We start from the raw sequence: 26445 nt of genomic DNA, 5'->3' as shown, positions 1-26445 counted from the left end.
CGATTAATCTGCGTTGTGTTCGCGTGCAATCGACGACGATGCGGCTAAAGGAGAAGCATGAGCGGGCGTGCAGGCGAAGGCGTGACGGAAGAACCGACCGAACAGCCGCTGGCCGAACCGGCGCCGCCGCGCATCGGTTTCGCGCGGCTGCGGCGAATCCTGCTGGTGCTGGCGATCGTGCTGCTCGTCGCGCTGGTGACTTTGTGGACGCAGCGCAAGCAGATCGCGCGCGGCTATGCTGACCGCTTCCTCGCCGCGCATCATGTGCCGGCGCGTTACCGCATCGCCGATCTCGGCTTCAGCCGCCAGCGGCTGACGAACGTCGTGTTGGGTGATCCCGCGCATCCTGATCTCGTCGCCGACTGGATCGAGCTCGACACCGTCGTCGGCACCGGCGGCGCGCGCGTGACCGGGGTGCGTGCCGGGCATGTCCGCGTGGCGGCGCGGCTGGCGGACGGCACGCTGTCATTCGGCACGCTCGATCGGCTGATCCCGGCGTCGGGCGGCGGCGCGCCGTTCGCGCTGCCGGCGATCCGGCTCGATATCCAGGACGCGCGGATGCGGCTGGAGACGCCCTACGGCGTGGCCGGCGTGAAGCTATCGGGCAGCGGCCCGCTCAATGACGGTTTCTCGGGGAAGGTCGCGGCGGTAAGCGACCAGCTCCGGAGCGGCGGTTGCACGCTGATGCAGGCGGAGCTGGCGCTGACGCTGACGACCCTCGCCGGGCGGCCGACGATCACAGGGCCGGTGCGCGCCGCGCAGGGCGAATGTGGCGGCGTCGTCGCCCGCTTCCCGGCGGCGACCATCTCGGCGAGGCTTGGCGCGCATCTGGAAACCTGGAACGGCGACGTTCGGCTCGCGGTGGGCTCGGTGCGCGGCCCGGGCGCGCGCGCCGAAGCGATCGGCGGCGTGATCGGCTTTACCGGCACAGCGCGCGGCACCAGCGGCACTGCCGACCTGCGCAGCGGCGCGGCGACCTTGCCAGGTGCGACCGGGCGCGGGCTGGGGTTCGTGGGCCGTTTCGCCGTCGCGGGCGCGCGGAGCCAGGTGTCGGGCACCGTGCGCGGCACCGGCATCACCGCCGATGCCGCAGTGCGTCGACGCTTAACCGCCTATCGCACCCGCGACGCCAGCACCCCGATCGCGCCGATCCTCACCGGACTGGCGAGCGCGGACGAAACGGCGCTGCGTTCGGCCAATATCGACGCCGATGTCGCTGCCATGCTCGACGGCGCGACCGGGCGGGTGACGCTGTCGCGACTCGCAGCGCAGAGCGCGTCGGGCGCGCGGCTGGCGCTGTCGGGCGGCAAAGGTATCGCGTATAGCTGGCCCGGCGGCCGCGCGCTGATCGATGCCAACGTGACGCTCGACGGCGGCGGCTTCCCGGCCACCCAGCTGACGCTCGCGCAGGCACGGCCTGGCGGCGCCGTCACCGGCACCGCAACGCTCGCGCCGTACACCACCGGCGGCGCGACGCTCGCGCTGACACCAGTGCGCTTCACCGCGACGCCGGGCGGCAACACGCATGTCGAGACACGCGTCGCATTGTCGGGGCCGCTCTCGGGTGGCCGTGTCGAGCGGCTGGCCGCGCCGCTGTCGCTCTACTGGAACGGGGGTGACCGTGTGATCGTCAACCCGTCCTGCACCCCGCTCACGGTCGAGCGGCTGGCGGTGTCAAGCCTCGCGCTCGATCCGGCCAGGTTGACCCTCTGCCCGACCGGCGCGGGATTGGTGACGCTTGCCGGCGGACGACTCGGCGGCGGCGCACGCCTGTCTGCAGCCAATCTGCGCGGCAGCATGGGTGGCGCGCCGCTCTCAGTGTCGGCGAGCGGCGGTAGCGTTCGGCTGGGAGCGACCGGCTTCACGCTCGCGGGTGTCTCGGCGAAGCTGGGCGCGGCCGATCACCAGACCCGGCTCGATTTCGCCAGTCTCGAAGGCCGCGCGACCGGCAGCGCCCTCGGCGGCAGCTTCACCGGCGGCAGCGGGCAGATCGCCAACGTGCCGCTCGCGCTTTCCGGCGCGGCCGGGCGCTGGCGCTTCGCCGCCGGCAAACTCGCGCTCGACGGCGCGCTAAGGGTCGCCGACAGCAACGCGACGCCGCGCTTCAAGCCGCTCGCCGCGCAGGGCGTCGCACTCACGCTCGCCGGCGGCAGGATCACCACCACCGGCACGTTGGTCGAGCCGACCAAACAGGTCAAAGTCGCCGACGTGAGCATCGTCCACGATCTCGGCGATGCGACAGGCCATGCCGATCTCGCCGTGCCGGGCATCACCTTCGGCAAGGCGTTCCAGCCCGACGCGCTGACCCCGCTCACCTTCGGCGTGATCGCCGATGTGGCCGGCACGGTGAAAGGCGAGGGGCATATTCGCTGGAACAAGGCCGGCGTCAGCAGCGACGGCGTGTTCGGCACCGACGGCACCGATCTCGCCGCCGCGTTCGGCCCGGTCACCGGCATCGCCGGCACGATCCGTTTCACCGATCTGCTCGCGCTCGAAAGCGCGCCCGCGCAGATCATCACCGTCAAGACGGTCAACCCCGGCGTGCCGGTCAACGATGGCACGATCCGGCTGCAGACGCTCGCCGGCGCGCGCGTGATGGTGGAGGACGGGCGCTGGCCGTTCGCGGGCGGCGCGCTGGTGCTCGAACCGACCCTGCTCGATTTCTCGCAGCCCGTCGAACGCCATATGACCTTCCGGGTCAGCTCGCTCGATGCCGCGCAGTTCCTTCAGCAGTTCGACTTCAAGAACCTCGACGCGACCGGCAGTTTCGACGGTGTGCTGCCGATGATCTTCGACGAGAGCGGCGGGCGGATCGAGAATGGCCGGCTGACTGTTCAGGGCGACGGCGGGACGATCGCCTATGTCGGCGATATCAGCCAGAAGGATCTCGGCACATGGGGTAATTTCGCGTTCCAGGCGCTCAAGTCGCTGCGCTATCGCAGCCTTGGTGTGGTGATGAACGGCCCGCTTGCCGGCGAGATGATCACCGAGGTCAAGTTCGCCGGCGTCTCGCAGGGTAAGGGCGCCAAGCGCAACTTCCTGTTCGATCGGCTCCAGAAGCTGCCGCTCGTCTTCAACGTGACGATCCGCGCGCCTTTCCGCCAGCTCATCGATTCGGCGCAATCCTTCTACGATCCCAAGCGGCTGATCGAACGCAATCTGCCCGCGCTGATGGAACAGCAGCGCAAGAAGGCCGCGCAAACGCCACCCGTTCAGCCTTCCGCAAGCGAGAAAGTGCCATGACCGAAACAGGATTGACGAAGCCGATGCGGAGACCGACGAGTCGCACGATGAAAAGACGGATGATGATCGCCGGCGCGATGATGCCGATGCTGACCGCAGGGTGCGTCAGCGTCAGCGCGCCCGACAAGCCGATCGTCATCAATCTCAACATCAGCGTGACTCAGGAGGTCGTCTATCGTCTCGATGGCGAGGCGAAGTCGTTGATCCAGTCGAACCCGGGAATTTTCTGATGAAGACTGTTCGTAGCCTCGTCCTGATCGCCACCGCACTCGCCGTTGCGACGCCAGCTTTCGCCCAGCGCGACCCCGCCTATCAGGCGGCGCGCTCGGCCGGCCAGGTCGGCGAGCAGCCCGACGGCTATCTCGGCGTGGTCGGCGCGGCCACCCCGGAGCTGCGCGCGCTGGTCAACAACATCAACATCCAGCGCAAGGCGAAATACACCCAGACCGCCGCCGCCGGAGCGACCGTCGAGCAGATGGCCTTCACCTCGGGCTGCCGCCTGATCGCGGCGACCGTGCCGGGCGAGAAGTACAAGACGCCCGCCGGCACCTGGGCGACTCGCACCGCCGCACCGCCCGAGCGTGATTCGCGCTGCGTTTGAGGATTACCGGCCCGGTTCGTTCGTCGAGCGGACAAACCGTGTGCGGATGCGAGCGCTACCATAGATAAACCGGCGAAGCCGCCGTGGTAAATGTCGGGCGACATAGCCGAAATCGCGACTTTGCCGCCGCTGCCGTTGCGGTTGACTTGGCTGCACCCCTTTTCTAAACGCACCGGCAACGGGGGTGATACCCCATGTTTTCGTCGTCGCGCACCGCGCGGCGGCGTTTTCTTATCAGGATGCTGGGGTGTTGGCCGACCTTCGTCACAATGACGATCTAGATCACCGTATCGCGCAAGCGAAGGCGGCGGACGAGATGCGTGTGGCGAAGCCGGTCAAGCCGCAGCCGAAGGGGTATGCCCAGGGGTCGCGCGTGCTGATGGAGCTCATCGGCGCGCCGCTCGGCGGCGGTATCCTCGGTTGGGCGATCGATCACTGGTTCGGCACAAGTCCCTGGGCTTTGCTGATCCTGATCACGCTCAGCATCATCGTCGCTTTCCGCAACATCTACCGCATTTCGAAGGAGCGCGCCGAATGAGCGCCGGCAGAATCGACCCGATGGAGCAGTTCCACGTCGCGCCTTTGACGCGACCGATCCATCTTGGCGCTTTCGACATTTCCTTCACCAATTCGGCGCTGTTCATGGTCGTCGTCGGCGTGCTGCTCGCCGTGCTGGTGAGCGGCGGTCTGAAGCGCCAGTTGGTGCCGGGCCGCTGGCAGGCGCTTGTGGAGATGATGGTCGGCTTCATCGACAATATGGTCGGCACCAGCATCGGCGCTGGCGGCAAGAAGTTCGCGCCCTACATTTTCTCGCTGTTCTTCTTCATCCTGATCTCGAACCTGATCGGCGTGCTGCCGCTCGCGATCGTGCCGGGGCTGCACACCTTCGCGGTGACGAGCCACATCACGGTGACGGCGGTGCTGGCGTTCTTCTCGTTCGCGATCGTGCTGGTCGTCGGCTTCGCCAAGCACGGCCTCAAGTTCTTCTCGCTGTTCGTGCCGCACGGCGCGCCTGCGTGGCTGATGCCGGTCATCATCCCGGTCGAGTTCGTCTCGTTCATGGTGCGCCCGTTCAGCCTCGGCCTGCGACTGTTCGTGGCGATGACGGCAGGGCACATCCTGCTCGAAGTGTTCGGCAGCTTCGTCGTACAGGGGCTCAACGCCGGCGGCGCGCTCGGCCCGGTCGTCGCGATACTCAGCTTCATCATGATCGTCGGCGTCAGCGCGCTCGAATTGCTGGTCTGCGCGATCCAGGCCTATGTGTTCGCGTTGCTGACCTCGCTTTACCTTCACGACGCGGTGCATCTGCACTAAGTCTGAATCATTGACCTATCGTATTTCTCAGGGAGTTTAACATGACTGATCTTGGCGCAATGTACATCGGTGCCGGCCTCGCAGCGATCGGCATCGGTCTTTCCGCGCTCGGCGTGGGCAACGTGTTCGGTTCGTTCCTCGAAGGCGCGCTGCGCAATCCGGGTGCGGCTGATGGCCAGCAGGGCCGTCTGTTCATCGGCTTCGCGGCTTCGGAGCTGCTCGGCCTGATCGCGTTCGTCGTCGCGATCCTCATCCTCTTCGTCGTCGGCAAGTAAGCGAAGAGAGACCAAGATGCCGCAGCTATCCCAAATCAGCGAGATCTACGCCTCGCAGCTTTTCTGGCTCGCGATCGTATTTGCGCTGATCTATTTCGGGATCGGCAAGGCGATGGTCCCCAAGATCGAACGCACGATCGACGATCGTGACGCCCGCATCTCGGGTGACATCGCCGCGGCGGCGGCCGCGCGGGACACCGCGCGCGCCGACGAGGAACGCTATCAGGCGGGTCTCGATACCGCCCGCGCACAGGCGACCAAAGCGGTGGCCGAAGCCAGAGCGGTTGCGGCCACCCAGGCCGAGACCGCGCTGAAGGCGGGCGACGCGGCGGCGGCGGCGCGGCTGGCGGAAGCGACCCAGGCGGTCGCCTCGGCCAAGCGGACCGCCGTTTCCGAAATCGAAACCGCGACGGTCGAGGCGGTCGAATCGATCCTCGCCAAGCTGTCCGGCGTCACGGTTGATCGCGCCCGGATCGAACAGCAGGTGAAGGCGGAACTGGCGCATGGCTGAAGGGCACCCCACCATGACTGCACGCACCGGCACCGTGGAACTCCACCATGAGCTCGCGTTCATGGGCATCACCCCGCCGATGTTCGTCGCCTTGTCGATGCTCGTCGTGATCGGCATCATCATCGCCGCCAAGGTGCCGAAGATGATCGCCGGCATGCTCGACGCGCGCATCGCCACGATCAGGACGCAACTCGAAGAGGCTTCCAAGCTGCGGGCCGAAGCGGAGGCGGCGCTCGCGCAGGCCAAGGCGCGCAACGCCGCCAGCGCCGGCGATGCCGCCGCGATCGTCGCGCACGCCCAGGCCGAAGCCAAGACGCTGCTCGCCAAGGCGGAAATCGACGCCGCCGATCTCGTCAAGCGCCGCCAGCAGATGGCCGAAGACAAGATCGCCGCCGCCGAACGCACCGCCATCGCCGAAGTCCGCGCCATCGCGGCCGATGCGGCGACTCGCGCGGCAGCCAAGATCCTCGCCGAACGGCACGGCGCCGACGCCGACCGTGCGCTGGTCGACACCACCATCGCTGGGCTTGGCCGGCCGAACTAACGGCTCCTAAACCGTTCGTCCCGGGCGAAGTCGAGGGACAAACCCGGAGCGCAGGTGCCTCGACTTCGCTCGGCACGAACGGTTTGGGTTTCGGAGCGGGTTAAGGGTGATGTCTTTTGGAGCGAAGCCCAACCCGACCCAACCCGTTCGCCCTGAGCGTGTCGAAGAGCGTGCTCCAAACTCGGCCTGTGCTTCGACAGGCACGAGCGGACTGGTTGAGTGTCCCGCTCAGGTCAGCGGAATCATTACCTGCCCGGCAAACCCTGGCCGCTCGATCAGTCGCTCATACCAAGCCCGCACATACGGCAGCTCCGGCCGCGCGATATCGAGCGTGAACCAGGTGTGGGCATAGACGCCCATCGGAATGTCGCCGATGCCGAACGCCGCGCGCGACAGCCACGACGTCGCGGCCAGATACCGCTCCAGCACCGCCATCTGCGCCGCGCACGCCTCGGCAGACCGCGCGATCACCGCCGCGTCGCGCGCCTCGGGCGCGCGGCGGACAAGCTGGAGAAACGCGTCGCGCTGCGCATCCGCATAACCGAACTGCCAGTCCATCCAGCGATCCCCGATCGCGCGCACCGCCGGATCGGCGGGCCATAGCGTCGGCGCATATGCCGCGGCGAGATAGCGCAGGATCGCGTTCGACTCCCACAGCACGATATCGCCGTCCTCGATCGTCGGCACCAAGGCATTGGGGTTGATCGCGAGATAGGCGTCCGACATGCCGAACGCGCCGCCGACATCATGGCGCACATACGGCAGCCCGATCTCCTCGGCGAGCCACGCCACCTTCTTGACGTTGTGCGAGTTGAGCCGGCCCCACAGCGTCAGCATGTCTAGCTCCGGTAATCGGCGTTGATCGAGATGTAGCCGTGCGTCAGGTCGCAGGTCCACACCGTCGCGCGGCCGTCGCCGAGGCCGAGATCGACGCCGATCTCGATTTCGCTGCCTTTCAGATGCGCCGCCACCGGCGCCTCGTCATACCCTTCGGCCGCCAGCCCGGCGGTCGCGACCTGTGTATCGCCGAAGCGGATCGAGAGCAGGTCGCGCTCGGCCGGCTCGCCGGCCTTGCCGACCGCCATTACGACGCGGCCCCAATTGGCGTCCTCACCGGCGATCGCGGTCTTCACCAGCGGCGAATTGGCGATCGACAAGGCGACTCGGTGGGCGCTGCGGTCGCTCTCGGCGCCGGTTACGGCGATCTCGATGAACTTGGTCGCGCCCTCGCCATCGCGCACCACCAGATGCGCGAGCTGGAGGCACAGGTCTGTCAGCGCCGCGCGGAACGCGTCGGCGCCGTCATCCTCCGACGCGGTGAGCGGCGCGTTCCCGGCCTTGCCGGTCGCGAACGCCAGCACGGTGTCGCTGGTCGACGTGTCGCTGTCGACGGTGATGCACGAGAAGCTGGTGCGGTTTGCCTCGGCGAGCGCCGCCTGGAGGAACCCCGGCTCGACCGCCGCGTCGGTGAAGATGAACCCGAGCATCGTCGCCATGTCGGGCGCGATCATCCCCGATCCCTTGATGATGCCGACCAAAGTCACGGTGCGGCCATCGACGATCGCGGTCGTGACCGCGCCCTTGCTGAAAGTATCGGTGGTGCTGATCGCCGCGGTCGCCTCTTCCCACGTGCAGGCGGGAGCGATCAAGGCCGCGTCGATCCCGGCTTCGGCCTTGTCGATCGGCAGCGGCACGCCGATCACCCCGGTCGAGGCGACGAACACGTCGGAGGGCTGGCAGCCGAGCCGCCCCGCCGCACGCGCGGCGATCGCTTCGACGGCCGCGCGGCCGCGATTGCCGGTGAAGGCGTTGGCGTTGCCAGCGTTCACCACCAGCGCGCGCGCGCTGCCCAACGTCAGCGCCTTGCGGCACCATTCGACCTCGGGCGAGGGGCATCGGCTCTGCGTCGTCACGCCTGCCACCACGGTGCCGGGGTCGAGCGCGACGAAAGTCAGGTCGCAGCGATCCCAGCTCTTGTAGCCTGCGCGTGCGACGTGCGCGCTCACGCCGGCTATGGCGGGGAGGGTTGGGAAGGCGGCGGGCGCGAGCGGCGAGCGGGCATAGGTCATGCCTCCGCCCTTAGATCGCGCGCTGCCCAAGGCAAGACCCCGCGCGCGATGGACCGGGCCGCGAAGACGACCAAAGCCGTTTCCATATCGTATCAATGGAACTACTGCGTTGGGTTAATCGTATCGGACGTGAACGGGGGTTCTGACGAGGCTTGCACCGCAGACCCGCATCTGATGCCAATCGGAGCACAGCCTGCCAATGTCGATCACACGCGAGATTCTTGATCCCGGCCTCGTCTTTCTTGCCGCGATGAGCGTGAGTACGGTGATCCTGATGGTCATGACCATCCATCGTCCCTTCGTCGTCAAGATCGATCTCCAGCGTGAGCCTGCCGAACTGGCGTTGTCGATGGTGTTGTGCGGCGTGGTCGCCAGCGTCGCGACCGGCGTCATTGCCGGATCGGTGCTCGTCACCGGCGTCGCCACGCTCGTCACCCTGGCGCTGCGCTTCGGGTTGCCACGGCTGACGATGGCGGGCGCGCAGCAACTCGCGATGCTTCCGCTCGGCTGGATCGTCGGCACCGCATGGACGCTGCGTCTGCTCGCCGAGGGCCATATGCCGACATGGATGATGGTGCTGGCGGCGATCGCGAGCGCGTTCTCGGCGGTGTGGCTGCTCGTCTCCTTCGCGGTCGCGCTCTCGCGCCAGGCGTTGATGACGCATCGCGAATGGCAGCGCCCGGTCGAGCCGGCCGACCCGTTGCACCCGCGCCGCGCGCCCAAGGTATCGATCCATCTGCCCTGTTATGCCGAGCCGCCCGAGGTGGTGATCGCGACGATCGATGCGCTCGCCGCGCTCGATTACCCCGATTACGAAATCCTCGTCATCGACAACAACACCAAAGACCCGACGCTATGGATGCCGGTGCAGGACTATTGCGCCAAGCTCAACGCCGGGCGCAGCGACAACCGCTTCCAGTTCTTCCACGTCGCCCCGCTCGACGGCGCCAAGGCGGGCGCGCTCAACTATCTGATGAAGGGCGGCTTCGTCTCGCCCGACGCCGAGCTGATCGCGGTGATCGACGCCGATTATTTCTCGACGCCCGATTTCCTGTCGCGTCTCGCCGCCTTTTTCGAGAGCCCGAAGATCGGCTACGTCCAGACCCCGCACGATTACCGCGAGCATGAGGAAAGCGCGTATCTTACCGCCTGTTATTGGGAATATATGCCCAACAACAAGATCGAGATGGCCGGGCTCAGCGAGTATAATTCGGCGATCACGATCGGGACGATGTGCATCATCCGCAAGCAGGCGCTGGTCGATGCCGGGCTGTGGGCGGAATGGTGCCTCACCGAAGATTCGGAAGTGTCGGTGCGCATCCGCGCGCTCGGCTATGACGGCATCTATCTGCGCGAGACGTTCGGGCGCGGCCTGATCCCGGAGACGTTCGAGGATTACAAGAAGCAGCGGTTCCGCTGGATCGCCGGGCCGGTCCAGCAGCTCGTGCGCCACTGGCGGCTGTATCTGCCGATCCGCTGGGGCGGCTCCCCGAAAATCAACTGGTGGTCGAAGCTGCTCGAGCTCCAGCGCGGCGTGGAGCCTTTGCTGGGTGCGTTCGGCACGGTCTTCGGGTTCGGCAGCGCGGTCGTCAGCGTCACGCTGATCGCGCTCGGCGACGTGCCCACGCTCAACCTGCCGACGCCGTTCTGGGTCGCCGCGTGGCTGGCGCTGGTCGGCACGCTGGCGAGCACATGGTTCCGCTATCGATTGAGCGACTGCCACAGCATCCGCGACATGGTGCTGGGCGAGATCGCGCGCAGCTCGCTCACCTGGATTCAGATGCTGGGCGGCATCGCCGGCCTTTCGCCGCGCCCGCTCGGCTGGCGGCGCACGCCCAAGTTCCAGGGCAAGGCCGCCGGCATGCGCGCGCTCAAGGAGACCTTGCCGGAGACGCTGATCGGCCTCGCTCACATCGTCCTGATCATCGCCGCGCTGACGCTGCGTAAGAGCGAGAACGACGACGTCGGTCTGCTGGTCGCGATGGCCGCCGCCGCCTCGGGAATCCGCTTCCTGTGCGCGCCGGTGATGGCGTGGCTGAGCGAGAAGCGGCTGGCCAGCTTGACAGCCGACGAACCCGGCGAGCAGGACGCGGTGGCGTCGCTTCGCGCCGCCTGACGATCCATAAGTGGCAGTCGGCTGGACGGGTGCGACGAACCGCATTACAGCGCAGTCCGACTATGGAGTTCGTGCTTTTCCTCTGTGCCGCGTTGTCGGCGCTGACCGGTGCCATCACCGGCACCCGCGCGCCGGGGATCGAAGTCCAGATCGAGCAGGTCTCGGCCCGCGCCGGCGTCGTCGCACCGGTCGCCGCGCGTACGGTCGCCGCGATCGTTCGGGCGCAGCGTCCGCCGTCGGTCAGCGCGGTGCTTGCCTATACGGCCGCACGCCCGTTCGTGCTGAGCGCGCCGATCCCCGTTCGCGGTGAGCGTCGGCGCGAATAACCGCGCCGCCCGGCGCCCGCTCGCATTCTTGGCGGCGCGCCACCATCTTTTCTCCCACACTACCGCAGCCGGGCCGATGTCCGCGCGCGATCCTCTTGAACATACAGGACATCCCCATGCTCGGCGGCCTTGCCAAAACCCTGTTCGGTTCCTCGAACGAACGCTACGTCAAATCGCTCGGATCGATCGTCAACAAGATCAACGGCTTCGAACCGACGATCTCCGCCATGTCGGACGATCAGCTCGCCGCGCAGACCGTCGCCTTCCGTGAGCGGCTCGGCAATGGCGAGAGCCTCGACAGCATCCTCCCCGAAGCGTTCGCGACCGTCCGCGAGGCGGCCAAGCGCACGCTCGGCCAGCGCCATTACGATGTGCAGATGGTCGGCGGCATCGTCCTCCATCGCGGCGAAATCGCCGAGATGCGCACGGGCGAGGGCAAGACGCTGGTCGCGACGCTCGCGACCTATCTCAATGCGCTGCCGGGCACCGGCGTCCACGTCATCACCGTCAACGATTATCTGGCGGCACGCGATGCCGGCTGGATGTCGCAGGTCTACAGCTTCCTCGGGCTGACGACGGGCGTGATCGTCCCCAATCTCAGCGATCAGCAGCGCCGCGATGCCTATGCGTCGGATATCACCTACGGCACCAACAACGAATTCGGCTTCGATTACCTGCGCGACAATATGAAGTACGATCGCGGCTCGATGGTGCAGCGGCCGTTCAACATGGCGATCGTCGACGAGGTCGATTCGGTGCTGATCGACGAGGCGCGGACCCCGCTCATCATCTCCGGCCCGACCGACGACAAGACCGATCTGTATCGCAGCGTCGATCTCGTCGTGAAGCAGCTCGCCGCCGAGGATTACGAGAAGGACGAGAAGCAGAAGACGATCATCCTGACCGAAGACGGCACCGAGAAGGTCGAGCGCATGCTCGAAGATGCCGGGCTGCTCGAAGGCGCGAACCTCTACGATTTCGAGAACACGCAGGTCGTCCACCACGTCAACCAGTCGCTGCGCGCGAACATGATGTTCAAGGCCGACACCGATTACATCGTCAAGGACGGCAAGGTCGTCATCATCGACGAGTTCACTGGCCGCATGATGGACGGCCGGCGCTGGTCGGACGGCCTGCACCAGGCGGTCGAGGCGAAGGAAGGCGTCGATATCGAGCCCGAGAACCAGACGATGGCCTCGATCACCTTCCAGAACTATTTCCGCATGTACCCCAAGCTCGCGGGCATGACCGGTACGGCGGCGACCGAGGCGGCGGAATTCTACGACATCTACAAGATGAACGTGGTGACGATCCCCACCAACGTTCCCGTCAAGCGCGTCGATGAGGAAGACGAGTTCTACAAGGACACGCAGGACAAGTTCCAGGCGATCGCCAAGAAGATCCGCGTCCATGCCGAGCTTGGCCAGCCGGTGCTGGTCGGCACGGTGTCGATCGAGAAGTCCGAACTGCTCAGCGAATTTCTCAAGCAGGAGCAGGTGCCGCACAAGGTTCTGAACGCGCGCTTCCACGAAATGGAGGCGCATATCGTCGCGCAGGCCGGCCGCAAGTCGGCGGTGACGATCGCAACCAACATGGCCGGTCGCGGCACCGACATTCAGCTTGGCGGCAATCTCGATTTCCGCATGATGGACGAGCATCCCGATCTCGTCGAAGGCACGCCCGAGTTCGACGCGGCCGCCGCGCGCATCAAGCAGGAAATCGCCGCCGAGAAGCAGGCGGTGCTCGACGCCGGCGGGCTGTTCGTGCTCGGCACCGAGCGCCATGAGAGCCGCCGCATCGACAATCAGCTTCGCGGCCGCTCGGGCCGGCAGGGCGATCCCGGCCTGTCGCGCTTCTACCTCAGCCTGGACGACGATCTGCTCCGCATCTTCGGGCCGGACACGCTGTTCGCGCGGATGATGCGTTCGAACATCGGCGATGGCGAGGCGATCGGCTCGAAATGGCTGTCGAAGGCGATCGAGACCGCGCAGAAGAAGGTCGAGGCGCGCAACTACGATATCCGCAAGCAGGTCGTCGAATATGATGATGTGATGAACGATCAGCGCAAGGTGATCTACGAGCAGCGCGCCGACATCATGGATGCCGACACGGTCGGCGATGTCGTCGAGGACATGCGCGCGGAGACGGTCAACGCGATCGTCGGCGAGGCGTGCCCGCCCGGCACCTATCCCGAACAATGGGATATCGCCGGCATGAAGGAGAAGCTCCAGGCGCAGCTCAACATCACGCCGCCGATCGACGACTGGCTCGCCGAAGAGGCGATCGACCCCGAGATCGTCGTGGAGCGCACCCGCGCCGCCGCAGACGCGCATGTCGCCGCCAAGGCCGAGGGGCTCGAGCCGGAGACGTGGGTGCAGATCGAGAAGTCGATCCTGCTCCAGAATCTCGATCATCACTGGAAGGAGCATCTCGCCACGGTCGAGGCGTTGCGTCAGGTCGTCCACTTGCGCGCCTATGCGCAGAAGACGCCGATCAACGAATATAAGCAGGAGGCTTTCCAGCTCTTCCAGCGCATGCTCGACATGATCCGCGAGGAAGTGACGCGGACGATCGCTTATGCTGAATTCCAGTTCCAGGCCCCGCCGGAATTGCCCCAATTGCCGGACTTCATCACCACGCATTTCGACCCGTTCACCGGCGAGGACGACACCTACGATTTCGACGGTGCCGGCATGGTGACGAGCGCGATCCCGACCTTGTCGATCCCGCGCCCGGACGGCCACGAAATCGGCCAGGACCCGGCGCAGTGGGTCGGCAACGTCAGCCGTAATGCGCCATGCCCGTGCGGCTCGGGGCTGAAGTATAAGCACTGCCACGGCGCGGTTTGAGGGGCACAACGTCGCCCCGGCGCAGGCCGGGGCCGCTGTGTAATCCGGTGGGCCGGTTGCCCCAAACATGACGGCCCCGGCCTGCGCCGGGGCGACGCTTACCGGGCGGCCCCGACCGTCCGGGCCAGCGCAACGAACTCCGCGACCGACACCGTCTCCGCGCGGCGTGCCGGGTCGATCCCGATCGCGTCCAGCGCCGCCAGTGCGCCGGGCACGGGCTTGAGGCTCTGGCGCAGCATCTTGCGGCGCTGGCCGAACGCCGCCGCGGTCAGCCGTTCCAACACCGCGAGATCGACCTGCTCAGGCGCGTCGCCGGGCACGATATGCACCACCGCCGACATCACCTTGGGCGGTGGCGTGAAGGCCGAGCGATGCACCGGCATGGCGAGCCTCGCGCTGCTGCGCCACTGCGACAGGATCGCCAGCCGCCCGTAAGCACCGTCGCCCGCCCCGGCGACGATCCGGTCGGCGACCTCGCGCTGAAACATCAGCGTCAGGCTCTGCCACCACGGCTGCCATTCGGCGCTCAGCCACCGCACCAGCAAGGCTGTGCCGATATTGTACGGCAGGTTGGAGGCGATGTGCGGCTTGCCTTCGAACAAGGCGGGCGCGTCGATCTCCAGCGCATCGCCCTCGATCACGCGCAACCGCCCCGGAAACGCCTCGCCGAGTTCGGCAAGCGCGGGGATGCAGCGATGGTCGCGCTCGATCGCGGTCACCCGCGCACCGGCGCCAAGCAACGCGCGCGTCAGCCCGCCGGGGCCGGGGCCGATCTCCAGCACTTCGGCGTCGGTCAGATCGCCCGGCACCCGCGCGATCCGCGCCAGCAATTGCGCGTCGAGCAGGAAGTTCTGCCCCAGCGCCTTGCTCGCGGCGAGCCCGTGGCGCGCGATAACCTCGCGCAGCGGCGGCAGATCGTGGACCCGCGTCACGCGCCGGAAATCGTAACTGCCGCGCGCCGCGTCGCCGCATCGCCCGCCATCGCGATCGCCGCGATCATCGCGCCCGGCTCGGCGACGTCCTTGCCGGCGATGCCGAAGGCGGTGCCGTGGTCGGGCGAGGTCCGCACGATCGGCAGGCCGAGCGTGATGTTGACGCCGTCGTCGAAGTACAGCGTCTTGATCGGGATCAGCGCCTGATCGTGGTAGCAGCACAAGGCCGCGTCGTAGCCGGTGCGCGCGCGGCCATGGAACATCGTGTCGGCGGCGAACGGCCCGCTCGCGTCGATACCTTCGGCGCGAAGCACCTCGATCGCGGGCATGATCAGATCGATCTCCTCGCGGCCGATCTTGCCGCTCTCGCCGGCATGCGGGTTGAAGCCGGCGAAGGCGAGGCGGGGATTGAGGATGCCGAAGTTGCGCGCCAGCCCGCGTGCGGTGGATCGGCCCTTCGCGGCGATCAGCTCGATCGACAGCAGCCCCGCCACGCTCGCCATCGGCACGTGCGTGGTGATCGGCACGACACGCAGGTCCGGCCCGGCGAGCATCATCACCGCATTCTCGCCCGAGATGCCGCAGCGTTCGGCGACGAACTCGGTCTGGCCGGGATGGCTGAAGCCGATCTGATAGAGTTGCGCCTTGGACACCGGCCCGGTGACGATCGCGCCCGCCGCGCCCGATCGGACCAGCCCGACCGACATCTCCAGCGCCCGAAGCGCACAGCGCGCGCCTTCGACGTCGGGGATGCCCGGCGTGATCTCGCCGCCATCGGCGACACCGAGCACGGGCAGTCCCGTGTCGAACGCGCCGGCCGCTTCGGCTGGATCGCGGATGACGCGAACCGGCCCCTGCCAAACCTTTGTCACCGCGCGCGCATCGCCGACCGCGAAGAACGGCGGCAGGCCGCGCACCGCGCGCTGCTCCCAGGCTTTGGCGATGATCTCCGGGCCGATCCCGGCCGGATCGCCCATCGATACGGCGAGCGGCTGGATCATCCCCGGCTCCTTTCGATCAGCGATATTCGATCACGGCGTCACGCCGCAGATCGCGCAGCATCTGCTGGGCGCGCCGGTTGACGCGCTGCTGCTCCATCTGGTTGCGGATCTGGTCGACTCCGGGCAGGCTGCTGTCCTTGGGGTCGTCGCGGCCGCACATCACGAGTGCGCGCACGCCATCCTTCTGCGAGCCGAACGGCGGGGTGGATTCGCCGACCTGGAGCTTGAGCAGGATCTCCTGCAACTGCGGCGGCAGGTCGCGGATCTTGACCGCATCGTTGTCGACCACGTCGGCGCCGATCGTCGAGGCGACCTTGGCCACGCCGCCGCAGCCGTGGATGTTCTGGATCTCCTTGGCGAACAAAGCGACGCGAGCGTTGGCGTCGGCCTGAGTCAGATTGGGCGCGAATTTCACGCTGATCTGCTTGAGCGACAATTTGGCATCGCGCGGATCGGCCTCGAGCACCTTGCGCTTGTCGACGAGGTACAGGATCGAGAAGCCGCCCGGCACCTCGATCGGCCCGGCGATCTGGCCGACGCTCATCTGCCGCGCGGCTTCGGCGAGGCTCTGCGGCAGCGCGCCAAGCTGGCTCGCGCTCACCCAGTCGAGATCGCCACCGGTGCTGCGCGTCGTCGCCTCGGAATATTGCGCGTAATATTCGAACGGCTTGGTGCCCTTCTGAATTTCGGCGATCATCTGCTTTTCCTGGTCGAACACCTGCTGCGTGCGGTCCGGCCCGGCCGAGAGATAGATTTCCTTGAGGTGATATTCCTCGCTGCCCTTGGACTTGGTCATGCGGTCCATGATGATCTTGATCTCTTCATCACCGACGTTGACCTGCGGCTCGACCTTGCGGCGGAGGTAGCGGCTCCATGCCAGTTCGGCCTCGATCTGGCGCTTGAGCGAGCGATCGGAAGACCCCGACTGGCGCAGATAGGCGCGGAAATCGGTGGGCGATTTGCCGAAATTTCCAGCGACGCGGTTGAACGCCTGGGTGATCTCGTCCTGCGTGATCGAGACCTCGTTGGCCTTGGCATCCTGGATCTGGAGAGTCTCGTCGATCAGCGAGCGCAGCACCTGGAGCTTCAGGCGTTCCTTGTCCTCGGCGCTCAGGTTGAGCTGGTTGGCCGCCATGATGAGCCCGACCCGCTGGTCGACGTCGGTGCCGGTGATGACGCTGTCGTTGACGATCGCGGTCGCCTTGCGGACGTTCGGATCGATCTTGCCGAAGATCTGGAGGTTGTTGGGAATGTCGAGCGAGGTCTGCGGCGTGCCGTCGTCGCTCACCGTCTGCGCGATCGAGGATGCCGTCATCGACACCGCCGCGAGGCCGGTGCCGGCAAGGGCCAGGATGCGGCCGAACCGGGCAACCCCGACCGACTTTGACTTGATCGACATCATCTTCACGTGGTCAAAAATCCCATCCCGCGCCTGCCTGCGCAACCCCGAACGTACCCCGAAATGCCGGTACGCACCTGAACCACCGCTTAGCGGCCAAGATTCTTGAACGCCAGCGTCAACAGGTAGCTGTTGCCGCGCTGCGCATCGCCGGTGTTCTGGTAATCGCGTTTCCACGTCAATCCGAGGCGGAGGCAATCGTCCTCATATTGGAAGCCGAGCCGGTGGCGCACCGGGCTGAACCCGTCGGCGATCGAGAGCGGATCTTCCCGGCGATCGGTCAGGTCGATCACGGTCGATCCGAACACCGACCAGAAGCGCCTGATCTGCACGCGCCCGCCGATCCGCGCTTCCTCGCGATCCTGAAGATCCTCTAGGATCGGGGTGATGTCGCGATTGAGGCGAAGGTAGCCGAGCAGCAGATAGGTGCTGCGCGAGCCGACCGTCGCGTCGAGCTCGTTGCGGCGTACCGTGAGGTTGTCCTTGTCGAGCCGGTAGCGGTGAGTCAGCGAAACGAAGTCGTGGAAGCGGATCTCGGTGCGGCCGACGATGTCGGAGAAGCGGTCGGTCAGCCCGGTGCCGTTGAGGAACAGGCTCGGTCGGCTATCGAGTCGGTAACTCTGGCCGATCGTGGCGTTGATCGAGATGCCGGGCAGGTCGACCGCCCAGTCCGCCCCGTAGGTGACCCGGCTCGAATCCTCGAACCGATCGTAGCCGGGGAAGCGGTTGAGCGCGAACAGGTTCGAATCTTCGAGGTCGATCGCGCGGGCATCCTCGTTGGGGATGTTGATGTTGGCGATGTGCGGCGACGCGACGATCTGCACGCGCGGCGTGAAGCGCTGCGTTCCGCTGAGGAACGTGCCGATGAACGGCCATTTCACATCCACCGCCAACGCGCCGATCGCGCGAGTCTGCCACCCGTCGAGGCCGCGATAGCTGGCCACGCCGGTCGAACCCACGTCGGTTGCGTGATAGACGTCGCCGCGGCCGAACGCGGTGAACGTCACTTCTTGGCCCCACGGCGTCAGCCGGCGCAGATCCCATTTGAAGCTGGCGAAGGCGCGCTGCGTGTCCTGGCCGGCGGTGCGCGATATGGCGAGGCTGTTCGCCTGCAACTGCACCTTGCCGCCAAGGATGCCGTCATCGAACCGGTAGCGCCAGTCGATTTCCGGCAGCGCGATCGGCTGCAAACCCTGCCTGTCGTTGACGCGAAGAGTCTGCACGTACCAGCCGTTGATCGCGAAATAGGCGTTCTGACTGATCCGCTCCAGGCTGACCGTCGAGCGCAGCCGCGCATCGCGCGAGATATCGTAACGCCGCAGGAAGGTCTTGTCGCTGGCGTAGCGCAGCGAGCCGCTGAGGCTCCAGTTCGGGCTGAGCTGGAAGCGCCCGACGCCATCGACATAGCCGCGCAACGCGTTCTGGGTCGGCACCGGCGTCGCCGACTGGAGATCGTCGCTGCGGCGGCTGACCGTCACATAGCCGCCGATCCGGTACGCGCCGCGATCGGTCAGCGCGCTGAAATCGGTCTTGAGCATCGGCGCCGTCGCGGTGAACAGCATCGGCGTGACGATCAGGCTGCGATTGGGGCCGAGCGCGACGTTATAGGGCTGCGCGAACTCGAAGCCGTTGACCCGGTCGTAGCGGAAATCGGGGCCGAGCAAGCCGCTTTGGTTGCCACCGCCGACGGGGTTGGAGAAGGCCGGCAACGGCAGCGTCGGCAGGCCGAACAGGTTGATCCGCGCGCCCTTGTAATAGATGCGCTGCTTGTCGGGCCGGTAGGTGACGCGCACGGCCGTGATCTTCCACGACGGCTCCTTCGGGCAGCCGGCGGCGCTCGACACCGCGCATGGGGTGTAAGCGGCGTCCTCCATCGTCACCGTCTCGTCGAGCGCGCGCGTGCCCTTGCGGGCGGCGAGGCGGCCGCCATGTTCGAGCACGATCAGCATGTTGTCGATCATGCCGTCCTTCAGCGCGTCGGTCAGTTCGATCGAATCGCCATATGCGGTATCGCCGCCGGGATTGGTGACGACGATGCTGCCATTCGCCATCACCTTGCCGGTCTTGCGGTTCCACACCACTTTGTCGGCGCGCAGCCGGTCGCCGGACCGGTACATGCGGACGTCGCCGGTCGCGGTGACGGTCTCGCCATTCACCTCATAGTCGAGCGAATCGGCGCTGAACTGCACCTGATCGTCACCCGCAGCCGGGGCCGACGAGGGCGGCGGCAGCGCGACATCGGGGGTCTGGAGATCCTGCGCGTGTGCTACGCCTACGGAGCAGGCGAACGGCAGCACGCAGGAGGCTAGAAACAAGGAACGCTTCACGTCGGCACTGCACCCCGGTGTCCGCGCGAAAGACGGCGGCTGAATGCTGCCCTATCGCATTGGCGAGGCGATGCTGCAACGGCGCTGCTTTGCCAGCACCGCGCGGCTGGCCTAGATACGCGCGACTCACCGCATTTGAACGAACCCGAGGGCTATCCCCATGAAGATCGAATTTTCCGCCGCCGCGCCCGATGCCGCCACGCCGCTCGCCCTCACGGTCGAGAAGGATGCGCTCGCGCGGCTCGCTTCGCCCGCGCTCGATGCGGCTGCGCTCGCGCTTGCGCAGGCGACGGCACGCGCCAGCCGGTTCGAGGGCGAGGCGGGTAGTGTCGTCGAGCTGTTCGTGGCTGCGGGCGGCGAGGCGCGACGCGTTCTGCTGCTCGGCGTGGGGGCGGGCGGCGAAACCGATTACGAACGCGCCGGCGGCGCGCTGACCGCCAGGCTGCTGACGTCGGGCGCGACTCAGATCTCGGTCGATCTCGGCGGCTCGGCACCGACTGCCCTCGCGACCGCGCGGTTCGCGGCGGCGGCAGTGCAGCGCGCGTGGCGGTTCGACGTGTACCGCACCAAGCTCAGCGACAAGGCCAAGCCGACGCTCGCCGCGATCACGCTGCACAACGCGCCCGAAGGCACCGCCGCCGCCTGGGCGCGGCAGGACGCGGTGACTCAGGGGCTGGACCTGACCCGCACATTGGTCGCCGAGCCGGCCAACATCATCTACCCGGAAAGCTTCGTCGATCGCGTGCTCGCTTCGGTGGAAGGTCTCGGCCTCGACGTCACCGTGCTGGGTGAGGCCGAGATGACCGAACTCGGCATGGGTGCGCTGCTCGGCGTCAGCCAGGGCTCGGTGCGCGAGGCCAAGTTGCTCGCGCTCAAGTGGAACGGGGCAGGGGACGGCGATCCCGCGCTCGCGCTGGTCGGCAAGGGCGTGACGTTCGATACCGGCGGCATCTCGATCAAGCCCGGCGCGGGCATGGAAGACATGAAGTGGGACATGGGCGGCGCGGGTGCCGTCGTCGGCGCGATGAAGGCGCTCGCGCTGCGCAAGGCCAAAGCCAATGTGATCGGCGTCTGCGGACTCGTCGAGAACATGCCTGACGCGGCGGCGCAGCGCCCCGGCGACGTGGTGACATCGATGTCGGGGCAGACGATCGAGGTCATCAACACCGATGCCGAGGGGCGGCTGGTGCTGTGCGACGTGCTGACCTGGGTGCAGCGCACGCACCGGCCCAAGACGATCGTCGATCTCGCCACGCTGACCGGCGCGATCATCATCAGCCTCGGCACCGAACATGCCGGCTGCTTCGCCAACGATGATGCGCTGGCCGATCAGTTGCTCGCCGCCGGCAAGGCCTCGGGCGACCTGCTGTGGCGCTTCCCGCTGTCGGACGGCTACAACAAGCTGATCGACTCGCCGATCGCCGACATGAAGAACGTCGGCCCGCGCGGCGCGGGTTCGATCACCGCCGCGCAGTTCATCCAGCGCTATATCGACGCCGGCGTGCGCTGGTCGCATCTCGACATCGCCGGCATGGTGTGGGCGGACAAGGCCGGCGCGACCTTCGACAAGGGCGCGACAGGATACGGCGTGCGGTTGCTCGACCGGTTCGTTGCGGATAACTTTGAAGCGTGATCTCGTCGCCCCGGCGAAGGCCGGGGCCGCTGCGTTTGGGGCAGCCGGTTTGCCAAATCGCCCAGCGGCCCCGGCCTTCGCCGGGGCGACCAAGCAGCCGACGGAGCCGATGTGAAGGTCGATTTCTACCATCTCACCGTCACCCCGCTCGAACGTGCGCTGCCGCAGATCGCGGAGAAGGTGCTGGCGAGCGGCGGCCGGCTGCTGATCGTCAGCGAGAGCGAGGCGCAGCGCGCCGCGCTCGACCGGCTGTTGTGGACCTACACGCCCGAGAGCTTCCTGCCGCACGCGCAGGCGGGCGCGGGCGATGATGCCGCGCAGCCGGTGCTGATCGCCCCCGCGCCCGAACCCGCCAACGCCGCGCGCAATGTCGCGATCGTGGACGGCGTATGGCGCGACGCCGCGCTCGGCTTCGATCGCGCGTTCCATTTCTTCGATGAAGACCGCATCGTCGAGGCGCGCGCCGCCTGGCGTGAGCTCGGCGATCAAGGCGCTGTCGAGCGGCGCTATTGGAAGCAGAACGACTCGGGCCGGTGGGAACAGGCCGCGTAATACACGGCCTTGCGTTGGTTTCCCCGCCCGACTAGGGAGCCGCGACTTCCCGCTATTCAAACACAGGAGCTTCACGGTCATGGCCGCGAACCGCACTTTCTCGATCATCAAGCCCGACGCCACCCGCCGCAACCTGACTGGCGCCGTCACCAAGATGCTGGAGGAAGCCGGCCTGCGCGTCGTCGCCTCGAAGCGCATCCACATGAGCCGCGAGCAGGCCGAGGAATTCTACGGCGTCCACCGCGAGCGCCCGTTCTTCAACGATCTGGTGACGTTCATGATTTCCGGTCCCGTCGTCGTGCAGGTGCTCGAAGGCGAGAACGCCGTGCAGCGCAACCGCGACATCATGGGCGCGACCAACCCCGCGAATGCCGATGCCGGCACGATCCGCAAGGAACTCGCCGAATCGATCGAGGCGAACTCGGTCCACGGTTCGGACAGCGACGAGAACGCCGCAACCGAGATCGCGTTCTTCTTCAAGCCGGAAGAAATCGTCGGCTGATCGACCACCTGGGGTGACGAAACGGGCGGCACGCGTCGCCTCGTTTCGTCACCCCGGCGATGCCCACCGCAAAGCTCCACCGCGCGGTATCGCGGCGCATCTGCGCGCATTCCGACGCGGGCACGGGTTCAGCCGACCCCGAACGTCCACCCCTCGGTGCGCGCGATCACGGGGGTGAGCGCAGGCGGTTTCCACAGGTCCGCACGCGCGGCGTTCGCGCGGAGCCACGCCGACGCGAGGATCGCATCGGTGGCATGATCGGTATAGCGCGCGAGTGCCGCGTGCGGGCGTGACCCGGTGGCGGCCAGCGCGGTATCGAGCGCGGCGCCATCACGCAGCTTGCTCAGCCCTTTACGCATCCCCGCCGCGCGCGCCGCGATCGTCGTGTAGATCTCGACGACCAGCGCGCCGGAGGCGGGCACCCGATCGAACGGCCACACCGGAACGGCGGGGCCGAGATGGTGGAGCAGCCGCATCCCCGCGAAGCTCGCCTTGGCGACCTGCGATGCGCCGATCGCGTCGTACAGGGTCGAGAGCTTGCCGCCGCCTTGCGCCTTATACGCCATCTCGCAGCGGCGATGGTGCAGGAAGTCAGCCTTCGGCCCGTCCGCCGCGCCGAGATAGAAATGCGTGCCGCGCCGGGTTTCGAGGAACGAGGCCGCGCCGAGATCCGCGTCGGGGCTGTGCGTATCGACATAGCCCCAGAACGCGCGCGCGGTGACAGGGGTGTCCTCGCCGGGCAGATAGGCGCCGCGTTCGAGAAACGGCGGTGCGAAGCTGAAGTCGAAGCCGACCAGCATCGGCGCATCGGCATGCGCCTTCAACCATGCGAGGATTTCCGTGCGCGACCATGCGCCGCCCGGTGGATCGACCAGCACCGGCGCGGCATCGCCACGCTCGCACACCGCGAGCGCGATACCAGGATGCCGCGCACCCTTTGCGCCCGACCAGTCGATCGCGGCGAATGTGGTGAAATGGCTCACACTCTTACGTCACCCAAGCGCACACGAAGCCGGTGCGAACGCCCTTTTCTTGTTCTCCCGCGCAGGCGGGTGTCCAGAGTCTCAAGAGCTGTAATCGTTGTTTTGCTTGGCCCTGGATTCCCGCTTTCGCGGGAAAACATGATAAAATGCGCTGGGGGGTGGCTTCCGCGAAGATCGCGCGTGCTGGCATGACGAATGGGACTCAAGGCCGCGCCCCAAAATCCTTACGGTGCGCCTTGTTCGCTTTGTCCCACCACGCGCGGCGGATCACGGTCGCGACACGCTCGGGATCGGCGCTGCCGTAACGGCCCACGCTCACGGCTTGCCCTTCAACTCCGCCCACCACGCCATCCGCTCGGCGATGCGCTTTTCGAGGCCGCGGTCGGTCGGCGTGTAGAAGGTCTGCGGCGCCATTTCCTCGGGCCAATAGTTCGATCCCGAATAGCCCGCGTCGGTGTCGTGATCGTAGGCGTAATCCTTGCCGTAGCCGATGTCCTTCATCAGCTTGGTCGGCGCGTTAAGGATGTTCTGCGGCGGCATCAGCGAGCCGGTCTCCTTCGCCACCCGCCACGCCGCCTTCTGCGCGGTATAGGCCGCGTTCGATTTCGGCGCAGTCGCGCAATAGAGACACGCCTGCGCGATCGCGAGTTCGCCCTCTGGGCTGCCGAGGAATTCATACGAATCCTTGGCGGCGAGGCACACCACCAGCGCATTGGAATCGGCGAGGCCGATATCCTCCGACGCGAACCGCACGATCCGCCGCAGCACGTACAGCGGCTCCTCGCCGGCGGTGAGCATCCGCGCGAGATAATAGAGCGCCGCCTGCGGATCGCTGCCGCGCAGGGATTTGTGCAGCGCCGAGATGAGGTTGTAATGCCCCTCGCGATCCTTGTCGTACACCGCGACGCGGCGTTGCAGGAACGCCGACAGCCCGGCCGCATCGAGCGGTTCGGGCAAATCGACCGAAAACAACGTCTCCGCCTGGTTGAGCAGGAAGCGCCCGTCACCGTCGGCGCTCGCGACGATCGCCTCGCGCGCCTCGGGCGTGAGGGGCAGCGGCCGTTCCTCCAAAGCTTCCCCCCGCGCGAGAAGCAGTTCGAGCGCGGCAGCGTCGAGCCGGCGCAGGATCAGCACCTGCGCGCGGCTGAGCAGCGCCGCATTGAGTTCGAACGACGGGTTCTCGGTGGTCGCGCCGACGAGGGTGACGGTGCCGTCCTCGACATAGGGCAGGAAGCCGTCCTGCTGCGCGCGGTTGAAGCGGTGGATCTCGTCCACGAACAGCAACGTGCGCTTGCCGATCCGGGCATGGTCGCGCGCCTCGGCGAACGCCTTCTTGAGATCGGCCACGCCCGAGAACACCGCCGAGATCGCGACGAAGCGTAGGCCCACCGCATCGGCGAGCAGCCGCGCGATCGTCGTCTTGCCGGTGCCGGGCGGCCCCCACAAGATCATCGACGACAGCCTTCCGGCCGCGACCATCCGCCCGATCGCGCCTTCGGGGCCGGTGAGGTGATCCTGCCCGACGACATCCTCCAGCCGCTGCGGGCGCAGCCGGTCGGCGAGCGGCGCGGTGTCGGGCACCTCCGTCGGGGCGGGGGGATCATAAGCGGCGAAGAGGTCGGCCATTGCGCCAAGATAGGGCGCGCGAAAAAAAATGCACGGCGGCTCTTGCGTAAAAATGCTCAAGATATATCTTAGTGGCATCGTGTTATAGAAAAGGAACGATATGTTTGGTTTTAACAAACGGGCTGGCGGCTTCGGCCACGGCCATCATCACCATCACGGCATGGGCCGGGGTGGTTTCGGCGGCGGTTGGGGCGAAGGTCGCGGCGGCGGGATGGGCGGCGGGCGTGCCCGCCGCATGTTCGACGGCGGCGAGCTCAAACTGGTGCTCTTGAAGCTGATCGCCGACACGCCGCGCCACGGCTATGATCTGATCCGCCAGATCGAGGAACTGACCGGCGGCGCCTATGCGCCCAGCCCCGGCGTGGTGTATCCCACGCTCACCCTGCTCGACGACATGGGGCTGATCGAAGCCGGCAAGAGCGAGGGCGCCAAGAAGCTCTTCACCGCCACCGAAGCGGGCACCGCCCACCTCGTCGAAAACGCCGAACTGGTCGAAACGCTGTTCGCGCGCCTCGCCGAAGTCGGCAAGCACAGCGCCCGTACCGACGGCGCGCCGATCCGCCGGGCAATGGGCAACCTGCGCATGGCGCTACAGAACCGGCTGACGGCGGAGGATGTCGACACCGAAACGCTTCACCAGATCACGGCGCTGCTCGACGACGCCGCGCAGAAGATCGAGCGCCTCTGAGATGACCCGCTTGCAGATACTGCGCAAGCGGCTCGCAATCGTTACGCCGGGGCCACAAACCCCGGCGAGAAAGGACTTGAGTATGACCATCAGCGCAACCGCCACCGTGCCGACCGAGAGCGCGAGCAAATATCTCCAACAGGTGTGCAAGCACTGGCAGCACAACCTCGCGGTCGAATTCACCCCCGATCACGGCACGATCGTTTTCCCCAAGGATGCGCGCGGTGCCGATTGGCCGGCCGATGCGCTGGTGACGTTCGATGCGCGCGAGGCTGGCCTCGACGTGCGGATCGACGCGAGCTCGGGCGAGCAGCTCGACGGGTTGAAGGGCGCGGTCGCGCGCCATCTCGACCGCTTCGCCTTCCGCGAGGCGCCCTTGCCGTTCGACTGGAAGCCGGCCTGACCGCGCCCTATATTCGGCGGCGAACGGAGATTCATCATGGCTAAATATGAAAAGACCGACGCCGCCGTCGCGGCGCTGACTCCCGAGCAGTTTCGCGTGACCCAGCAATCGGGCACCGAACGCCCCGGCACCGGGCCTCTGCTCTACAACAAGGAGCCGGGCATCTACGTCGATATCGTCTCGGGCGAGCCGCTGTTCGCCTCGTCGGACAAGTTCGAATCCGGCTGCGGCTGGCCGAGCTTCACCAAGCCGATCGAGCCCGCCAACGTCGCCGAACTGCGCGACGCGACGCACGGCATGGTTCGCACCGAAGTCCGCTCGGCGCATGGCGACAGCCACCTCGGCCACGTCTTCGATGATGGCCCGCGCGATCGCGGCGGCTTGCGCTACTGCATCAACTCCGCCTCGCTCCGCTTCGTCCACCGCGACGACATGGTCGCGCAAGGCTATGGCGACTATCTGCCGCAGGTCGAAGAGGTGGCGTAACGGTCTCCCAGACCGAGAGCCCCCATCACCCGTTCGTGCTGAGCTTGTCGAAGCACGTGCGCAGA

25 protein-coding genes are annotated in these 26445 nt (G+C 66.9%); 17 read left to right on the top strand and 8 right to left on the bottom strand.

Annotation, left to right across the window (positions count from 1 at the left end):
- The first annotated feature begins 57 nt into the window (after positions 1-57).
- The 8 genes from J0A91_RS21830 to J0A91_RS21795 all read left to right on the top strand — a co-directional run bounded on the left by J0A91_RS21830 (position 58) and on the right by J0A91_RS21795 (position 6488).
- Entirely contained in the window at positions 58-3243 is a 3186-nt protein-coding gene (locus J0A91_RS21830) for an intermembrane phospholipid transport YdbH family protein (RefSeq protein ID WP_083224856.1), read from the top strand.
- Positions 3244-3290: 47 nt separating this feature from the next.
- Entirely contained in the window at positions 3291-3473 is a 183-nt protein-coding gene (locus J0A91_RS21825) for a YnbE family lipoprotein (RefSeq protein ID WP_240502123.1), read from the top strand.
- Entirely contained in the window at positions 3473-3844 is a 372-nt protein-coding gene (locus J0A91_RS21820; RefSeq protein WP_069206664.1) for a YdbL family probable chaperone protein, read from the top strand. The genes J0A91_RS21825 and J0A91_RS21820 overlap by 1 nt, the downstream gene beginning before the upstream one ends.
- A 250-nt stretch (positions 3845-4094) precedes the next feature.
- Positions 4095-4382: an AtpZ/AtpI family protein gene (locus J0A91_RS21815; RefSeq protein WP_069207562.1), complete on the top strand. Its 288-nt coding sequence runs from the start codon at positions 4095-4097 to the stop codon at positions 4380-4382.
- A complete protein-coding gene (locus J0A91_RS21810) occupies positions 4379-5158 on the top strand; it encodes a F0F1 ATP synthase subunit A (protein ID WP_069206663.1) in 780 nt (259 codons plus the stop codon). The genes J0A91_RS21815 and J0A91_RS21810 overlap by 4 nt, the downstream gene beginning before the upstream one ends.
- A 59-nt stretch (positions 5159-5217) precedes the next feature.
- The gene (locus J0A91_RS21805; RefSeq protein ID WP_083224854.1) at positions 5218-5433 is read left to right on the top strand and encodes a F0F1 ATP synthase subunit C; all 216 of its coding nucleotides are present in this window, start codon (positions 5218-5220) and stop codon (positions 5431-5433) included.
- Between the two features lie 16 nt (positions 5434-5449).
- Complete coding sequence (locus J0A91_RS21800; protein WP_069206661.1) at positions 5450-5944, top strand: F0F1 ATP synthase subunit B family protein; 495 nt, start codon at positions 5450-5452, stop codon at positions 5942-5944.
- A gap of 13 nt (positions 5945-5957) precedes the next feature.
- Entirely contained in the window at positions 5958-6488 is a 531-nt protein-coding gene (locus tag J0A91_RS21795; RefSeq protein WP_240502122.1) for a F0F1 ATP synthase subunit B family protein, read from the top strand.
- 228 nt (positions 6489-6716) lie between these two features.
- Here the strand turns inward: J0A91_RS21795 and J0A91_RS21790 are convergent, their stop codons facing one another.
- Both J0A91_RS21790 and argJ read right to left on the bottom strand, forming a co-directional pair.
- Positions 6717-7325: a glutathione S-transferase family protein gene (locus J0A91_RS21790; RefSeq protein WP_069206659.1), complete on the bottom strand. Its 609-nt coding sequence runs from the start codon at positions 7323-7325 to the stop codon at positions 6717-6719.
- A 2-nt stretch (positions 7326-7327) separates the two neighbouring features.
- Positions 7328-8557, bottom strand: coding sequence for a bifunctional glutamate N-acetyltransferase/amino-acid acetyltransferase ArgJ (gene argJ, locus J0A91_RS21785; RefSeq protein WP_069206658.1), 1230 nt, complete (start codon positions 8555-8557; stop codon positions 7328-7330).
- Between the two features lie 199 nt (positions 8558-8756).
- Here argJ and J0A91_RS21780 point away from each other — a divergent pair, with 199 nt between their 5' ends.
- The 3 genes from J0A91_RS21780 (at position 8757) to secA (ending at position 13848) form a co-directional block, all read left to right on the top strand.
- Entirely contained in the window at positions 8757-10673 is a 1917-nt protein-coding gene (locus J0A91_RS21780; protein WP_069206657.1) for a glycosyltransferase, read from the top strand.
- A gap of 62 nt (positions 10674-10735) precedes the next feature.
- Positions 10736-10999, top strand: coding sequence for a hypothetical protein (locus tag J0A91_RS21775; protein ID WP_069206656.1), 264 nt, complete (start codon positions 10736-10738; stop codon positions 10997-10999).
- A 116-nt stretch (positions 11000-11115) separates the two neighbouring features.
- Complete coding sequence (gene secA / locus J0A91_RS21770) at positions 11116-13848, top strand: preprotein translocase subunit SecA (protein WP_069206655.1); 2733 nt, start codon at positions 11116-11118, stop codon at positions 13846-13848.
- Positions 13849-13946: 98 nt separating this feature from the next.
- Here secA and rsmA read toward each other — a convergent pair whose 3' ends face one another.
- From rsmA to J0A91_RS21750, 4 genes are all read right to left on the bottom strand, one after another.
- Positions 13947-14780, bottom strand: a complete 834-nt coding sequence (rsmA, locus tag J0A91_RS21765) for a 16S rRNA (adenine(1518)-N(6)/adenine(1519)-N(6))-dimethyltransferase RsmA (RefSeq protein WP_240502121.1) — start codon at positions 14778-14780, stop codon at positions 13947-13949.
- Positions 14777-15781 carry a 4-hydroxythreonine-4-phosphate dehydrogenase PdxA gene (gene pdxA / locus J0A91_RS21760; RefSeq protein ID WP_083224853.1) on the bottom strand — a complete coding sequence of 335 codons (1005 nt, stop codon included), beginning with the start codon at positions 15779-15781 and terminating at the stop codon, positions 14777-14779. Before pdxA ends, rsmA begins: the two co-directional genes overlap by 4 nt.
- Before the next feature lie 16 nt (positions 15782-15797).
- Positions 15798-17183, bottom strand: a complete 1386-nt coding sequence (locus tag J0A91_RS21755; protein WP_083225001.1) for a peptidylprolyl isomerase — start codon at positions 17181-17183, stop codon at positions 15798-15800.
- 86 nt (positions 17184-17269) lie between these two features.
- Positions 17270-19507 carry an LPS-assembly protein LptD gene (locus J0A91_RS21750; RefSeq protein WP_069206654.1) on the bottom strand — a complete coding sequence of 746 codons (2238 nt, stop codon included), beginning with the start codon at positions 19505-19507 and terminating at the stop codon, positions 17270-17272.
- 160 nt (positions 19508-19667) lie between these two features.
- Here J0A91_RS21750 and J0A91_RS21745 point away from each other — a divergent pair, with 160 nt between their 5' ends.
- From J0A91_RS21745 to ndk, 3 genes are all read left to right on the top strand, one after another.
- A complete protein-coding gene (locus tag J0A91_RS21745; RefSeq protein WP_069206653.1) occupies positions 19668-21140 on the top strand; it encodes a leucyl aminopeptidase in 1473 nt (490 codons plus the stop codon).
- Between the two features lie 111 nt (positions 21141-21251).
- Positions 21252-21692, top strand: coding sequence for a DNA polymerase III subunit chi (locus J0A91_RS21740; protein ID WP_069206652.1), 441 nt, complete (start codon positions 21252-21254; stop codon positions 21690-21692).
- Positions 21693-21771: 79 nt separating this feature from the next.
- Positions 21772-22194 (top strand): nucleoside-diphosphate kinase, encoded by a 423-nt coding sequence (gene ndk / locus J0A91_RS21735; protein WP_069206651.1) that lies wholly within the window; start codon positions 21772-21774, stop codon positions 22192-22194.
- Positions 22195-22322: 128 nt separating this feature from the next.
- Here the strand turns inward: ndk and J0A91_RS21730 are convergent, their stop codons facing one another.
- Positions 22323-23177 (bottom strand): hypothetical protein, encoded by an 855-nt coding sequence (locus tag J0A91_RS21730; protein WP_069206650.1) that lies wholly within the window; start codon positions 23175-23177, stop codon positions 22323-22325.
- A gap of 315 nt (positions 23178-23492) precedes the next feature.
- Positions 23493-24803 carry a replication-associated recombination protein A gene (locus J0A91_RS21725; protein ID WP_069206649.1) on the bottom strand — a complete coding sequence of 437 codons (1311 nt, stop codon included), beginning with the start codon at positions 24801-24803 and terminating at the stop codon, positions 23493-23495.
- Positions 24804-24903: 100 nt separating this feature from the next.
- On the opposite strand from J0A91_RS21725, the gene J0A91_RS21720 reads away from it, so the two are divergent.
- From J0A91_RS21720 to msrB, 3 genes are all read left to right on the top strand, one after another.
- Positions 24904-25491: a PadR family transcriptional regulator gene (locus tag J0A91_RS21720; protein ID WP_069206648.1), complete on the top strand. Its 588-nt coding sequence runs from the start codon at positions 24904-24906 to the stop codon at positions 25489-25491.
- Between the two features lie 82 nt (positions 25492-25573).
- A complete protein-coding gene (locus J0A91_RS21715) occupies positions 25574-25894 on the top strand; it encodes a DUF2218 domain-containing protein (RefSeq protein WP_069207558.1) in 321 nt (106 codons plus the stop codon).
- Between the two features lie 36 nt (positions 25895-25930).
- Positions 25931-26380 (top strand): peptide-methionine (R)-S-oxide reductase MsrB, encoded by a 450-nt coding sequence (gene msrB / locus J0A91_RS21710; RefSeq protein WP_069206647.1) that lies wholly within the window; start codon positions 25931-25933, stop codon positions 26378-26380.
- The last annotated feature ends 65 nt before the right edge of the window (positions 26381-26445 follow it).

This window comes from Sphingomonas panacis, assembly GCF_001717955.1.
Taxonomy (GTDB): Bacteria; Pseudomonadota; Alphaproteobacteria; order Sphingomonadales; family Sphingomonadaceae; genus Sphingomonas; species Sphingomonas panacis.
The sequence above is the reverse complement of the archived record's forward strand: the minus strand, read 5'-3'. Positions and strand labels throughout refer to the sequence as shown.

Bases quoted from the DNA above. Each gene is read 5' to 3' on its own strand.
- ndk (WP_069206651.1), top strand. From the start codon at position 21,772: ATGGCCGCGAACCGCACTTTCTCGATCATCAAGCCCGACGCCACCCGC.
- J0A91_RS21805 (WP_083224854.1), top strand. From the start codon at position 5,218: ATGTACATCGGTGCCGGCCTCGCAGCGATCGGCATCGGTCTTTCCGCG.
- J0A91_RS21830 (WP_083224856.1), top strand. From the start codon at position 58: ATGAGCGGGCGTGCAGGCGAAGGCGTGACGGAAGAACCGACCGAACAG.
- J0A91_RS21715 (WP_069207558.1), top strand. From the start codon at position 25,574: ATGACCATCAGCGCAACCGCCACCGTGCCGACCGAGAGCGCGAGCAAA.
- J0A91_RS21820 (WP_069206664.1), top strand. From the start codon at position 3,473: ATGAAGACTGTTCGTAGCCTCGTCCTGATCGCCACCGCACTCGCCGTT.
- J0A91_RS21725 (WP_069206649.1), bottom strand. From the start codon at position 24,803: ATGGCCGACCTCTTCGCCGCTTATGATCCCCCCGCCCCGACGGAGGTG.
- J0A91_RS21825 (WP_240502123.1), top strand. From the start codon at position 3,291: ATGAAAAGACGGATGATGATCGCCGGCGCGATGATGCCGATGCTGACC.
- J0A91_RS21790 (WP_069206659.1), bottom strand. From the start codon at position 7,325: ATGCTGACGCTGTGGGGCCGGCTCAACTCGCACAACGTCAAGAAGGTG.
- msrB (WP_069206647.1), top strand. From the start codon at position 25,931: ATGGCTAAATATGAAAAGACCGACGCCGCCGTCGCGGCGCTGACTCCC.
- J0A91_RS21795 (WP_240502122.1), top strand. From the start codon at position 5,958: ATGACTGCACGCACCGGCACCGTGGAACTCCACCATGAGCTCGCGTTC.
- J0A91_RS21755 (WP_083225001.1), bottom strand. From the start codon at position 17,183: ATGATGTCGATCAAGTCAAAGTCGGTCGGGGTTGCCCGGTTCGGCCGC.
- J0A91_RS21780 (WP_069206657.1), top strand. From the start codon at position 8,757: ATGTCGATCACACGCGAGATTCTTGATCCCGGCCTCGTCTTTCTTGCC.
- J0A91_RS21800 (WP_069206661.1), top strand. From the start codon at position 5,450: ATGCCGCAGCTATCCCAAATCAGCGAGATCTACGCCTCGCAGCTTTTC.
- J0A91_RS21775 (WP_069206656.1), top strand. From the start codon at position 10,736: ATGGAGTTCGTGCTTTTCCTCTGTGCCGCGTTGTCGGCGCTGACCGGT.
- argJ (WP_069206658.1), bottom strand. From the start codon at position 8,557: ATGACCTATGCCCGCTCGCCGCTCGCGCCCGCCGCCTTCCCAACCCTC.
- pdxA (WP_083224853.1), bottom strand. From the start codon at position 15,781: ATGATCCAGCCGCTCGCCGTATCGATGGGCGATCCGGCCGGGATCGGC.
- J0A91_RS21745 (WP_069206653.1), top strand. From the start codon at position 19,668: ATGAAGATCGAATTTTCCGCCGCCGCGCCCGATGCCGCCACGCCGCTC.
- J0A91_RS21720 (WP_069206648.1), top strand. From the start codon at position 24,904: ATGTTTGGTTTTAACAAACGGGCTGGCGGCTTCGGCCACGGCCATCAT.
- J0A91_RS21810 (WP_069206663.1), top strand. From the start codon at position 4,379: ATGAGCGCCGGCAGAATCGACCCGATGGAGCAGTTCCACGTCGCGCCT.
- secA (WP_069206655.1), top strand. From the start codon at position 11,116: ATGCTCGGCGGCCTTGCCAAAACCCTGTTCGGTTCCTCGAACGAACGC.